General features: G+C 44.2%; 12 protein-coding genes. 10 read left to right on the forward strand and 2 right to left on the reverse strand.

Annotated elements, in window-relative coordinates:
• Positions 1–31: 31 nt before the first annotated feature.
• Positions 32–763 carry an MBL fold metallo-hydrolase gene (locus ABD960_RS04860; protein WP_345329785.1) on the forward strand — a complete coding sequence of 244 codons (732 nt, stop codon included), beginning with the start codon at positions 32–34 and terminating at the stop codon, positions 761–763.
• Here the strand turns inward: ABD960_RS04860 and ABD960_RS04865 are convergent.
• Positions 760–1137 carry a response regulator gene (locus ABD960_RS04865; RefSeq protein WP_345329786.1) on the reverse strand — a complete coding sequence of 126 codons (378 nt, stop codon included), beginning with the start codon at positions 1135–1137 and terminating at the stop codon, positions 760–762. The two genes, ABD960_RS04860 and ABD960_RS04865, sit on opposite strands and share 4 nt — an antisense overlap.
• A 302-nt stretch (positions 1138–1439) precedes the next feature.
• On the opposite strand from ABD960_RS04865, the gene ABD960_RS04870 reads away from it, so the two are divergent.
• The 4 genes from ABD960_RS04870 to ABD960_RS04885 all read left to right on the forward strand — a co-directional run bounded on the left by ABD960_RS04870 (position 1440) and on the right by ABD960_RS04885 (position 5670).
• On the forward strand, positions 1440–4280 hold the full coding sequence (locus ABD960_RS04870) for an FAD-binding and (Fe-S)-binding domain-containing protein (protein ID WP_345329787.1): 2841 nt from the start codon (positions 1440–1442) through the stop codon (positions 4278–4280).
• Positions 4281–4386: 106 nt separating this feature from the next.
• Positions 4387–4704 carry an ArsR/SmtB family transcription factor gene (locus tag ABD960_RS04875; RefSeq protein WP_345329788.1) on the forward strand — a complete coding sequence of 106 codons (318 nt, stop codon included), beginning with the start codon at positions 4387–4389 and terminating at the stop codon, positions 4702–4704.
• The gene (locus tag ABD960_RS04880; protein WP_345329789.1) at positions 4704–5198 is read left to right on the forward strand and encodes an SRPBCC family protein; all 495 of its coding nucleotides are present in this window, start codon (positions 4704–4706) and stop codon (positions 5196–5198) included. Before ABD960_RS04875 ends, ABD960_RS04880 begins: the two co-directional genes overlap by 1 nt.
• A 37-nt stretch (positions 5199–5235) precedes the next feature.
• On the forward strand, positions 5236–5670 hold the full coding sequence (locus ABD960_RS04885) for a VOC family protein (protein ID WP_345329790.1): 435 nt from the start codon (positions 5236–5238) through the stop codon (positions 5668–5670).
• Between the two features lie 67 nt (positions 5671–5737).
• On the opposite strand, the gene accD is transcribed toward ABD960_RS04885, so the two are convergent.
• The gene (gene accD / locus ABD960_RS04890) at positions 5738–6589 is read right to left on the reverse strand and encodes an acetyl-CoA carboxylase, carboxyltransferase subunit beta (protein WP_345329791.1); all 852 of its coding nucleotides are present in this window, start codon (positions 6587–6589) and stop codon (positions 5738–5740) included.
• A 213-nt stretch (positions 6590–6802) separates the two neighbouring features.
• On the opposite strand from accD, the gene fbaA reads away from it, so the two are divergent.
• From fbaA to ABD960_RS04915, 5 genes are all read left to right on the forward strand, one after another.
• Complete coding sequence (gene fbaA, locus ABD960_RS04895) at positions 6803–7882, forward strand: class II fructose-bisphosphate aldolase (protein ID WP_345329792.1); 1080 nt, start codon at positions 6803–6805, stop codon at positions 7880–7882.
• A gap of 90 nt (positions 7883–7972) precedes the next feature.
• A complete protein-coding gene (locus tag ABD960_RS04900; RefSeq protein WP_345329793.1) occupies positions 7973–8443 on the forward strand; it encodes a low affinity iron permease family protein in 471 nt (156 codons plus the stop codon).
• Between the two features lie 58 nt (positions 8444–8501).
• The gene (locus ABD960_RS04905) at positions 8502–8732 is read left to right on the forward strand and encodes a hypothetical protein (protein WP_345329794.1); all 231 of its coding nucleotides are present in this window, start codon (positions 8502–8504) and stop codon (positions 8730–8732) included.
• Between the two features lie 150 nt (positions 8733–8882).
• Positions 8883–11057, forward strand: coding sequence for a glycoside hydrolase family 43 protein (locus ABD960_RS04910; RefSeq protein WP_345329796.1), 2175 nt, complete (start codon positions 8883–8885; stop codon positions 11055–11057).
• Between the two features lie 21 nt (positions 11058–11078).
• Positions 11079–12656: a glycoside hydrolase gene (locus ABD960_RS04915; protein ID WP_345329797.1), complete on the forward strand. Its 1578-nt coding sequence runs from the start codon at positions 11079–11081 to the stop codon at positions 12654–12656.
• Positions 12657–12716 lie beyond the last annotated feature (60 nt).

The following is a 12716-nucleotide window of genomic DNA, read 5'->3' on the forward strand; positions in this document are numbered from 1 at the left end:
TGAACTTGAAATCGGCATAAATGGTTTAAAGATGGCTGAAATAACTATTATTGGCAGTGGCGACGCCTTTGGCAGCGGCGGCCGCATGAGCACCTGTTTCTATGTAAAGGCTGATGCCGGAAACTTTTTGATTGACTGCGGTGCGAGCGCCATACCCGGTATCAAGAAGCACGGTATCGCCCCGGATGATATTGACGCTGTGCTAATAACACACTTCCACGGCGACCATTATGGTGGTTTGCCATTTTTATTGCTGGAAATGGCGGTTTACGGGCGTTTAAAGCCGCTCGTGGTTATTAGTCCGCCCGGATGCAGGGAACGGTTGGAAAAATTGCTTGAGTTGCTATATCCCGGTACTGAGGTTTGGGGCAAGCTGAATATCAGCTTTCATGAATATGAAGTACACAAACCACTCGATATAAGTTTGCTTAAGGTGACTGCGTTCCCTGTGATTCACACCCCCGAGGCACTGCCGCATGGTTTGCGTATTCAGGTTGATGGAAAGGTAATTGCCTATTCAGGAGATACTTCATGGACGGATGAACTCGTACCTTTAAGCGCTGATGCTGATCTGTTTATCTGCGAATGCAATTTTTTTGGGTTAGAAGTAAAGAATCACCTCAACTATCAAACACTTAAAGAAAAACTGGCTCTTTTATCTTATAAAAAGATATTGCTTACGCACTTTGATAACGAGATGATGCGGAATTTTGACGCTGTAGAACTACCCTGCGCCTCGGATGGTATGCGTTTTGCCGTTTAGCTGGCCAGGCGGCTTTTGTCAAACCATTTATTAACCACCTGCTCCAGGTCGGTAATATCAAATGGTTTAACCAATATATCGTTGGCATTGCAGGCGCGGGCAATATCGTCAAGCCCTACAACGGCTGATACGATGATCACCGGAATATGAGTTGTTTCATTATTTGCCTTTAACCGCGCACAGATCATATCACCGGTTATATTGCCGCTCAGCGAGTAATCAAGCAATACCACGTCGGGGTTTATAGATTTAACCGCCTCTAAATAATGTGCCGGCGGAGTTTGCGATACCTGGTAACCGGCATCCGTGAGAATGTAATCAACTATTTCAGCAATAGCTTCATCGTTTTCAATAAGAAGAACACTTTTAGTCATATCTGCATGCTTTATGTAAAACAGGCAATAAGATAGGCGATTGTCTGAATTATATTATGAATATAAATACTTAAGATAAAGGTAAGGCTTATTTCGAGATAAACAAGAGGTTTGACGAAATAACAGAAGTTAAATTTCAGTTAATACAGCTTAGCGATCGGTGAAAAATGACTGTAAATCAGTTTATTCCTATAGGTTGTTGGATTTTTATGTTTTAATTATAAATTAAAATCAGACAGGCATTAGAGTATCGATTAAAACGTATCATATCTTTGAAAAAAATACCTCACCTTAATAAATAAATGCATTTAATTAAAGATATACAATATAAGCTGGAAGCGATATTGCCCGTAAAACGCATTAAAACGCGGTTAATTGACTTGGTGTCGTACGCTTCGGATGCGGGTTTTTACACACTTATACCACAGGCGGTAGTACAGCCGGTTAATGAGGAAGAGGTGATCGCGTTATTTGAATTCTCACAAGCTCACAATATACCGCTGGTGTTTCGTACCGGGGGGACGAGCCTTTCAGGGCAATCTATCACGGATGGTATCCTGGTTGATCTGAGTCAGCACTGGGATAAGATCAGTATTGAAAAAGGCGGCAGCGAGGTGCGTGTGCAGCCCGGCATAACCGGCGGTATGGTGAACAGCTATCTGCGCAAGCATAAAAAAAAGATAGGCCCCGACCCGGCAAGCATCAACTCGGCCATGATGGGGGGCATACTTTCCAACAATTCAAGCGGCATGTGTTGTGGCGTAAAGCAAAATTCTTATCACACGGTAAAGCATATCCGCTTTATTCTGCCTGATGGTAAGGTATTCAATACCGAAAATAAGGCCGATTATCTTCGTTTTGAGCGGGATTGTATCGCGTTATATCAGCTGCTTAAAAATACCCGTGAAAAACTGCTGGCCGATACCGAGCTATATGATAAGATCCGTAATAAATACCAGATAAAAAACACCGTTGGCTACGCCGTTAACGCGCTGATAGACCATGAACACCCGCTGGATATTTTGGCGCACCTGCTGATAGGTGCCGAAGGTACGCTGGCCTTTATTGCCGAAACGGTGATGAATACAGTGCCCGAATATCCTTTTAAATCAGCGGCACTGCTGTACTTTCCGGATATTTATACCGCTTGCCAGGCTATCGCGCCTTTAAATGATTCAGGAGCGAAAGCTATTGAACTGATGGACAGGGCATCGTTACATGCTATTGAGCACATGCCCAATTTGCCTGCGGTAATAAAAGGCCTGCCCGAACAGGCATCGTGCCTGCTGGTGGAGTTTCAGGAAGATACCTATGCCGAGATCGAACAAAAAGTGAATAGCTTCTTGCAACAGGCAGAAACGTTAGCCTTATTGCATGCCCCTGTTTTTACCTCAAACCCGCAGGAACTGGAGTATTACTGGAAGATACGCAAGGGGTTGTTCCCCTCGGTAGGGGCGGTGCGGGCGAGTGGCTCAACCGTTATTCTGGAGGATGTGGCTTTCCCGGTTCCAAAGTTGGGCGATGCGATCCTCGATCTGCAAGCACTATTTAAAAAATATAAGTATAACAATGCCATCATTTTCGGCCACGCGCGGGATGGTAATATCCACTTTTTGATCACCCCGGAGTTTAACTCGCCTGATGAGGTTACCCGTTACGATAGGTTTATGCAGGAAGTGGTAACCATGGTGGTTGATAAATATGATGGTGCCTTGAAGGCCGAACACGGTACTGGCCGCAACATGGCACCCTTTGTTCAAACCGAATGGGGCGATGAGATTTACGCCATTATGAAGCAGATAAAAGAGGCGGTTGATCCGGCTAACCTGCTTAATCCGGGGGTTATTATTAATGCCGATAAAAATGTCCACATTAAAAATATTAAGCCCCTGCCAACGGTTGAGCACGAGGTGGACAAATGCATAGAATGTGGTTACTGCGAGCATAAATGCCCCAGCCGTAATATCACCACAACACCACGCCGCCGTATAGTTATCCGCCGCGAACTGAAAAAGATGGAACTAAGCGGTGACGCGGCCAATCATAAAATATTGCTTGATCAGTACCAATACGATGGTATGGACACCTGTGCGGTTGACGGCCTTTGCGCCACCGCCTGCCCGGTTGATATCAATACCGGCGAACTGATAAAGCGCCTGCGCCGCGAAAACCATTCGCCGCTGGCTAACAAGGTTGCGCTTAACGTTGCCCGTAATTTTGGTGTTGCTATGGGCGTTGCCCGCTTCGCCTTAGCCGCAGGCAGCATGGTGAACAGAGTATTTGGTGCTAAGGCGATGACCAACATAACCACAGCGTTTAAACGCGTTATCCCCGCCATGCCTTTATGGACGGAGCAATTAACCACCCCACCCAATTTAAGCCTGATAAAACAAAGCCGGGGCAAACAGCCGCAGGATGCAGAGGTGATCTATTACCCAAGCTGCATATCGCGTATGCTGGGCAGCGGTGTTAAGGGAAAGAAAAGCGTGATGGATGCCTTTATGAGCGTATCACAAAAAGCGGGCATAAAAGTAAGCATACCCGGCAACGTGTTGGGCAGTTGCTGCAGCCAAATATTTTCATCAAAAGGTTATGCCGATGCCAATAAGTATATGGCCAACGTTTTTATTGAACGTATGTGGGAGGCCAGCAATCAAGGTAATATAAAAGTAGTGATCGATGTAAGCTCATGCGCCTACGCCATTAAAAATATGCGCCATTATTTAAGCGCGGACAATCAGGAGAAGTTCGGCCGCATGACTATTTTAGACTGCGTGGATTACCTGCACGATATGGTAATGCCCCGGCAGCAAAACATCAGCAAAAAAGGCACGGTGGTGTTGCACCCGGTTTGCTCGTTGCAAAAAATGAATACACAGGGTAAATTCATAGCGCTGGCACAGCATTACGCAGCACGTGTTGATATACCGGTACATGGCGGTTGCTGTGGTATGGCCGGCGACCGTGGTTTCCTGGTTCCCGAGTTAACCGCCTCAGCCACGTTGCCCGAAGCATTAGAGGTGCAGCAGAAGCCGTATGACGGTTATTATTCATCCACCAAAACCTGCGAAATGGCCATGTCTCACGCCGTAGGGCAGGATTATGAGTCGATACTTTACCTGCTTGATGAAGCGATGGAATAGAAGCATATAGATCATAATCCTCATTCTCATAAATTATTTTAAAATAAATTTGCGCAACTGAAAAGTTGCATTTAAATTAGCAACTGAAAGGTTGCAGATTATAGAAATGAAACAGGATATATTTCAAGCCATAGCTGATCCGACCCGTAGGGCTATTTTAACCCTGCTCGCGGTGCAGGCGTTGACTCCAAATGTAATGGCAGAAAAGTTTGATATGAGCAGGCAGGCGGTATCAAAGCATATTAAAGTGTTACAGGAATGCGATTTGGTTAAGCCCGAACACCAGGGTAGAGAGATCTATTATCACTTCAACGCTAAAAAGATGCAGGAATTTGACCATTGGTTAGCGCAATTCAGGCAAAATTGGCAAGCGCAGTTTAATCAACTCGACAAACTATTATCAACCATTAAAGAAGAAAAATAATGAACAACAACGACTTGCTGTTTGATTTCAAAGTTGACAAAGTAGCTAAAACGGTATACATCACCCGCGAATTTAACGCCGGCCTTGATCTGGTATGGGATGCTTTTAGCAGGCCCGAACTGCTGGATCAATGGGGTGCACCTGCACCAATGCGCGCCAAAACTAAGTATATGGATTTCAAAGTAGGAGGGCGCAGGTTTTACGCCATGGTAAGTCCGGATGGGCAGGAGCGCTGGTCTGTTCAGGAATTCACTTCCATCACCCCGAAAACCAATTTTAAGATGTACAACACTTTTGCGGATAAGGATGAAAACAGGGAGCTGCCGGGGTCAGACTGGGATTATAACTTCAGCGAGCAAGATGGAATAACTAAGGTCTATATCGTTATCTATAACGAATCGTTTGAGCGTTTGGAGAAATTACTGGAAGGTTTCAAGATCGGTTTCACCATGACATTGAAAAACCTGGAAGAGCTACTGGTTAAGTTATCATAAATCATTTCTAAACATATTAATCAATAAAATAAACACCATGAGAGCAATTAATCCCTGGATCAACTTTAACGGTAATGCCGAAGAAGCGTTCGATTTTTACCAATCAGTTTTTGGCGGCGAGTTTACAAAGATCGTCCGTTTTAAAGATTTATCAAGCCCTGAGTTTCAGGTGCCCGAAGATGAGGCGAACAAGATCATGTACATCGGCTTGCCGCTTGGCAAAAACAATGTATTGATCGCTAATGATGTTCCCGCATTTATGGGGCAGGTAAATGAAAATGAAAACCGGTCGAAAATATATGTGAGTGCCGAAAGCCGTGACGAAGCCGAGAAAATATTTAACGGCTTATCAGCAGGCGGAGATATTGAGGGGCCGATTGGCGACAGCCCGTGGGGCACCTATGCCGGCATGTTCCGGGATAAATATGGCATTGAATGGATAGTTGAATTTGATCCTGGTTATATAGGCTAAATACAAACTAAATAAAAAGGCTGCCCTAAATTAAGGCAGCCTTTTTATTGAATATTATTGTCGGCAATCAAGCTGCCGGGGCAAGCATTTTGATGAATGATGCCAGTTTCTCCTTCATTTCGCGGCGGTCAACAATAAAGTCGAGGAAGCCGTGTTCCTGAACAAACTCCGCGGTTTGAAAGCCTTTCGGCAAATCCTTCTTGATAGTTTCCTTGATAACCCTTGGACCCGCAAAACCTATCAGTGAGCCTGGCTCGGCAATGTTGATATCGCCCAGCATAGCGTATGAGGCGGTCACACCACCCGTTGTAGGGTCAGTAAGCAGGGAGATGAACGGCAATTTAGCCTGGCTTAGTAACGCCAGCTTGGCCGATGTTTTGGCCATTTGCATTAGCGAAAAGGCTGCTTCCATCATACGCGCACCGCCTGATTTCGAGATCAGAAGGAATGGGAACTTATGCTGTATGCAATAGTCAATGGAACGGGCAATTTTTTCGCCTACAACTGAACCCATTGAGCCGCCGATAAAGTTGAAGTCCATACATGCAATTACAATATCCTGCCCGTCAATTTTACCATTTGCCGAACGCAATGCATCCGTCAATCCGGTTTTTTTTGTGGTTTCCTTTATACGGTCGGTATATTTTTTGGTATCCTCAAAATGCAGCGGATCGCCCGAACGCAGGTTGCCAAATAATTCAGTAAATTCGTTGTTATCAAATAAAATTGAAAAATATTCTTTTGAGCCGATACGCAGATGATAGCCGCAATAGTGGCAAACATACTGGTTCTCAACCTGCTCCGAATAATGAAGGGGTTTTTTACATTCAGGGCATTTATTCCAGATACCATCCGGTGCTTCTTTCTTTTCCTGAGTAGTCGTAATTATCCCCTTAACTTCTCGTTTAAACCACGCCATATCGTTTTCTGTGTCTGTCAAAATGTGATGCAAAGAAACAAAAAAAATAGTTCACTTAATTGTTTCTAATAAATTGAGTTTTTAAGCGTTAATATTACATGTGTGTAGTTATTACACTATGTTTATAAAAAAACAGCATATAATTAGCCGTTTACATCATATAACAAGTTTAATTTTATATCTTCGGAGCCCAAACCAAACGTTAAATAATTAATGAGTTTAAAAGATTATAAAGGCGTTCTGCACGGCGATCAGGTGCAGGAGCTATTTGAGGCAGCTAAAAAGCATCAGTTTGCTTTACCTGCGGTAAACGTTATAGGTACAAACACTGTAAACGCTGTTATGGAAACGGCTAAAGCGGTAAATTCACCTGTTATTATTCAGCTTTCAAACGGCGGAGCACAGTTCTACGCCGGTAAATCATTAGATAATTCAAAACTTCAGGCTTGTATATTAGGCGCTGTATCAGCAGCTAAGCACGTGCACCTGCTTGCTGAGCACTATGGTGTTGCGGTTATTTTACATACCGACCACGCCGCAAAAAAACTGTTACCATGGATTGACGGTTTGCTGGAGCACGGCGAAAAATTCTTTGCCGAAACAGGCAAGCCATTGTTCTCATCGCACATGCTCGATCTTTCTGAAGAGCCGATCGAGGAGAATATCGAAATATCAGCTAAATACCTGGAGCGCATGGCCAAAATGGGCATGACCGTAGAGATTGAGCTTGGTGTAACCGGTGGTGAGGAAGATGGTGTTGACAACAGCGATGTTGATAGCGCCCGTTTATACACCCAGCCCGAAGAGGTTGCCTACGCTTACGAAGAACTATCAAAAGTAAGCCACCGCTTTACCGTTGCGGCCGCCTTTGGTAACGTACACGGTGTTTACAAACCGGGTAACGTAAAATTACAGCCGGTTATTCTGCACAACTCTCAGGAGTTTTTGAAACAAAAACACAATATTACTGCTGAAAAACCGATCAACTTTGTATTCCACGGTGGATCAGGTTCAAGCCAGGAGGAGATCCGTGAGGCTATCTCTTACGGTGCTATCAAAATGAATATCGATACCGATATGCAATGGGCTTTCTGGGAAGGTATTAAAGATTTCTACCAATCAAAAGAAGCTTACCTGCAAGATCAGATTGGTAACCCGGAAGGTGAAGACTCTCCAAACAAAAAATACTACGATCCGCGCGTTTGGTTACGTAAGGCTGAGGAGAACTTTGTAAAAAGGTTAACCGTTGCCTTCGGCGATCTTAACTGTATCGACGCCAACAGCAAACTGTAATTATTCATAATAGTGATAAAAAGGAGCGTGGGTTTAAACCTTGACGCTCCTTTTTGGTTTATAAGCATAACATCCACACTATATTATAATATGCCAAAGACCAGGAAAAACTTATTTGAACGTTTTGCCAACTGGGCTACAAACGCCACAGGCAGTTCTACTGCGTTTATAGTAGCGTTTGCTATCATTATTATTTGGGGTGTTACAGGGCCAATCTTTGGTTACTCAGATACCTGGCAGCTGGTTATCAATACCGGTACTACCATCGTCACGTTTTTGATGGTATTCCTGATCCAGAAAACGCAGAATAAAGACTCAAAAGCTATCCACCTGAAATTAAACGAACTGATAGCATCGCACCAGGGAGCCAGCAACCGCATGGTTGATATTGAGGACCTGAACGAAGAAGAGTTGGATAAACTGCACAAATTTTACGAACAACTGTCTGATCTGGCCGAAAAAGAGGACGATATTTTGTGTACTCACTCCATTGATGCGGCCAATGACAACCATAACACTAAGCTGGAGTTAAATAAACACTCGCGCAAACACAAAAATTAAAAGCTCAGCGCTTTTTGGAATAAACTTTGATAATGCTTCTTATGTTAAATAAGATGCCGTGAATACTGAACTGTTTCAAGAAACGCTGACTCGCCTCAGATTACAAGCCGATGCCTACCGTTATAACTTGTCTCGCTACAAAAAGGGGTTGAACGTGCTGAATGCCAACATTAATAAATTTAATGTAGAGTTGTTGAACACCCGCCTGAAATTTGAAAAACTGGTTGGCGAACCTTCAGATGAGGTGCCGGTAATGAAACTTTATTCATACAACGAAAGGGTAGCCTAACCTTTAAATTCCCTACTTTCTTCTGAAATAAGTGTTTGGATGGTATCTTTGCCGATACCTCTTTCAAATATTTTTTACCATTTTAAATTTGAAACTAAAGCGAAAGTATTAACTTCATACTTTCTAAATCATGTTTCATAAACACTAAAAATGGGAAAAATCACGTTTTTTTTTAAAATTGTAATTTTAACACTTATTTTGGTTCCGGCGGTTTTGATGCCGGGAACAGCGCAGTCAAAAAAAACTGATTTTAAATATTCAGCTTACCTGTTTGCTTATTTTACCGGTAACCAAAAAAACGACGAAGCTATACATTTTGCGTTAAGTAATGACGGTTATACCTATCGTGCGTTGAACCATGACCAGCCGGTAATCAACTCCGCCAAAATAAGCGAAACCGGCGGCGTGCGCGATCCGCATATTATGCGCGGCGCCGATGGCAAAACATTTTACATGGTGGCTACCGATATGGTATCTGACAAGGGATGGGACTCAAACCGAGCTATGGTGCTGCTTAAATCAACTGATTTGATTAACTGGTCGTCGGCCGTAGTTAATATACAAAAACGGTTTAAGGGTAATGACAGTTTGATGCGTGTATGGGCACCGCAAACCATTTATGATGCTGCGAAAGAAAAGTACATGATCTACTGGTCAATGAAACATGGCCGCCGCGGGCGCGATATTATTTATTACGCTTATGCTAACGCCGCTTTTACTGATCTGGAAACAGAACCTAAGCAGCTTTATTTTAGTCCGGATAACGGCTCATGCATTGATGGCGAGATTGTAAATAAAAGCGGTATATTCTACCTTTTTTACAAGACGGAAGGCGCCAATCTCGGCATTAACATAGCTACATCAACCAAGCTTACCGAGGGTTATACAATGCAAAGCAGGGACGTGCAGCAGACCAAAGAGCCGGTAGAAGGCTCGGGCGTATTTAAGTTGAATGATGGCAGCGGGTACATATTGATGTATGATGTTTATGCCAGCGGCCGCTACGAGTTTACCAAGAGTACCGACTTTAAAATATTTACGGTAGTTAACAGCGATGTGAAAATGAACTTTCACCCGCGCCACGGTACGGTAATGCCGATCACCGCCGCCGAGGCGGCGAGGCTTTCAGCCAAATGGCTTAGTGCTGATGAAGTGTTAACCTCTGCAGCTAACCCGGCTTTGAAAACAATCAACACAAAGTTAGATACCAACGCCAAAACGCTTGAACTTGCCGTAAAGCCAGGTACAGCGTTAACCGCCTTTAACCCCGGGTTTATTACCTTTCCGGGTGTTACGGTAACGCCAAAGGCAGCTAACCTTTCAACCGGCCCTAAAATTTTTACGGTAAGCATAGCAGGTAAGGCGCCGGTAAAATACAAAGTAAGCGCGGTTGAAAACCACAACCCGGTTTTGGCGGGCTTGTATGCCGATCCTGATATTTTGTATGCCGAAAAAACAGGCAAGTTCTATTTGTACCCAACCAGTGATGGTTTCGACGGTTGGTCAGGCAAATATTTCAAAGCCTTTTCATCACCGGATATGGTGAATTGGAAAGATGAGGGCGTGATACTCGATTTGCCAAAGGATGTAAAATGGGGTAAGCGCAACGCCTGGGCTCCGTGTATTATTGAAAAAAAGATAAACGGCGTATATAAATATTTCTACTACTTCTGCGCTGCACAAAAAATAGGGGTGGCGGTTGCCGATAATCCGGCCGGACCGTTTGTTGATTCGGGTAAGCCACTGATAGATGCTTTTCCCGAAGGTGTTACCAACGGGCAGCAAATAGATGCAGATGTATTTACCGATCCTAAAACAGGTAAAACCTATCTGTACTGGGGTAACGGCTACATGGCCGGCGCTGAGTTGAATGAGGACATGGTTTCGCTAAAACCGGGCACCACCAAGGTTTTAAAACCGGGTAACGATTACCGCGAAGGCACCTACGTGTTTTACCGCAACGGTAAGTATTATTTTATGTGGTCTGAAGATGATACCCGCAGTCCGGACTACCGTGTGGCATACGGCGTATCTGACTCGCCGCTGGGCGAGATTTCTATACCTCAAAATAGCATCATTCTGAAAAAGGACGCTGCACAGGGCATTTACGGTACGGGCCATAGTTCGGTTATACAAATTCCGGGTACTGATGAATGGTATATTGTATATCACCGGTTCAACTATCCGAAAGGGATAACCATGGGTGGAGCCGCCGGCTTTAACCGTGAGGTTTGTATTGACAGGATGTATTTCAATGCCGATGGCACTATCAAACAGGTGGTGCCTACACACAAAGGTATAGCGCCCGTAAAAGTAAAAAAGTAGTATATTATTTATTCTTAACCTATGAAGATCAATTATATAACCCTGGCAACGCTGTTTGCATTTGGTACGGCATCTAACGTGCGTGCGCAAACCGCTACAAAGCAACTTACCGTTACTATTGATGGTAGCAAAACGGCGCAAACGGTACATAACATTGGCGCTTCGGGTTGCTGGTTCTCTGAGGGAATTGGTAAATACTGGCCATCAGCCAAGCGCGAAAAAATAGCCGAACTGCTTTTTAGCAAACAAAGTGATGCGCAGGGAAATCCTAAAGGTATTGGCCTATCTGCCTGGCGTTTCAATATTGGCGGTGGTACTGCCGAACAGGGTGACAGTAGCGGTATAGTTGATTTCAGGAGGAGAGCCGAGAGTTTTCTGGCTCCGGATGGTACGTATGATTGGAATAAACAGGCCGGTTACCAATGGTTTGTGCGTAAGGCTAAAAGTTATGGAGTTGAAAACCTGATTGCTTTTTCAAATACCCCACCGGTGCAGTTCACTAAAAACGGCCGTGGCTTTAAAACGGAGAAGGATTATATATCAAACCTGAAAGAAGATAAATACGACGCCTACACAGCCTTTTTAACCGAGGTGATTAAGCATTTTGATAAGGAAGGGTTGCACTTCAGCTACATCAGTCCGGTTAATGAGCCACAGTGGGATTGGTCGAATCCGCCTGGGAAGGCCAGCCAGGAGGGCAGCCCCTGGACGAATGCCGAGATACACCGGGTTATTAAATCGCTTAACGCCGAACTTGAAAAAAATAAGCTGTCGACCAGAATATTAACTACCGAGGCAGCCATGCTTACCTATTTGTATAGCGGTAAAACAGCATCGTCCAAACAAATACAGCAGTTATATGCCGATACCGCCAAGTTGAATTTCAGTAAGCTCAAATTTGTGCCGCCGGTAGTGGCCGGCCACAGTTATTTTACTGATAAAGGCGATAGCACCATTATAAACGTGCGCAAAAATGTTGCGGATACAGCTAAGAAATACGGACTTGAATACTGGCAGTCGGAATATTCGATGCTTGACGATGGTTTCAGGGAAGGCGAAAAAGGCAGGCGCAGCGCTATTGATTGCGCGTTGTTTCTGGCTAAAATGATACACCATGACCTTACCGTGGGCAACGCATCAGCATGGCACCTCTGGAACTCGTATGAACCGGGCGGCGCCGAGTTTGATACGCGTTATTACCTCATCGCCCTCAACCCAAATAAAGAATACACCGACGGTGAATTTACCGTCACCAAAAATTTATGGGCCATGGGTAACTACAGTTTATTTGTACGCCCCGAGATGAAACGCATTGCGGTTAAGCGTAATGATAACCTTAATTTATACAAGCAAGCGCAGGATGTAATGGTTTCGGCTTATACCAATGGTAAAGGTAAGCTGGTGGTGGTTGCGATTAACTATACCAGGGATATCACCGCCTTAAAGCTTAATTTGAGTAATCTTAAAAAAGGATCAACCTATCGTACCTATGTTACCTCGGCAGCGGCGGACGATAACCTGAAGGCTTCGCTGGTGCAAAAAGCAGGCGGGCCGGTAATGCTGAAGCCGAGATCGGTTACTACTATTGTGTTTAATTAGACGAGGCGCAATGATTTAATCAGTACATATCATTAATATTATTTATATTTTTACCGTAAC

Source organism: Mucilaginibacter defluvii, assembly GCF_039543225.1.
In the GTDB taxonomy this organism is placed as follows: domain Bacteria; phylum Bacteroidota; class Bacteroidia; order Sphingobacteriales; family Sphingobacteriaceae; genus Mucilaginibacter; species Mucilaginibacter defluvii.

Bases quoted from the DNA above. Each gene is read 5' to 3' on its own strand.
- ABD960_RS04860 (WP_345329785.1), top strand. From the start codon at position 32: ATGGCTGAAATAACTATTATTGGCAGTGGCGACGCCTTTGGCAGCGGC.
- ABD960_RS04865 (WP_345329786.1), bottom strand. From the start codon at position 1,137: ATGACTAAAAGTGTTCTTCTTATTGAAAACGATGAAGCTATTGCTGAA.
- ABD960_RS04870 (WP_345329787.1), top strand. From the start codon at position 1,440: ATGCATTTAATTAAAGATATACAATATAAGCTGGAAGCGATATTGCCC.
- ABD960_RS04875 (WP_345329788.1), top strand. From the start codon at position 4,387: ATGAAACAGGATATATTTCAAGCCATAGCTGATCCGACCCGTAGGGCT.
- ABD960_RS04880 (WP_345329789.1), top strand. From the start codon at position 4,704: ATGAACAACAACGACTTGCTGTTTGATTTCAAAGTTGACAAAGTAGCT.
- ABD960_RS04885 (WP_345329790.1), top strand. From the start codon at position 5,236: ATGAGAGCAATTAATCCCTGGATCAACTTTAACGGTAATGCCGAAGAA.
- accD (WP_345329791.1), bottom strand. From the start codon at position 6,589: ATGGCGTGGTTTAAACGAGAAGTTAAGGGGATAATTACGACTACTCAG.
- fbaA (WP_345329792.1), top strand. From the start codon at position 6,803: ATGAGTTTAAAAGATTATAAAGGCGTTCTGCACGGCGATCAGGTGCAG.
- ABD960_RS04900 (WP_345329793.1), top strand. From the start codon at position 7,973: ATGCCAAAGACCAGGAAAAACTTATTTGAACGTTTTGCCAACTGGGCT.
- ABD960_RS04910 (WP_345329796.1), top strand. From the start codon at position 8,883: ATGGGAAAAATCACGTTTTTTTTTAAAATTGTAATTTTAACACTTATT.
- ABD960_RS04915 (WP_345329797.1), top strand. From the start codon at position 11,079: ATGAAGATCAATTATATAACCCTGGCAACGCTGTTTGCATTTGGTACG.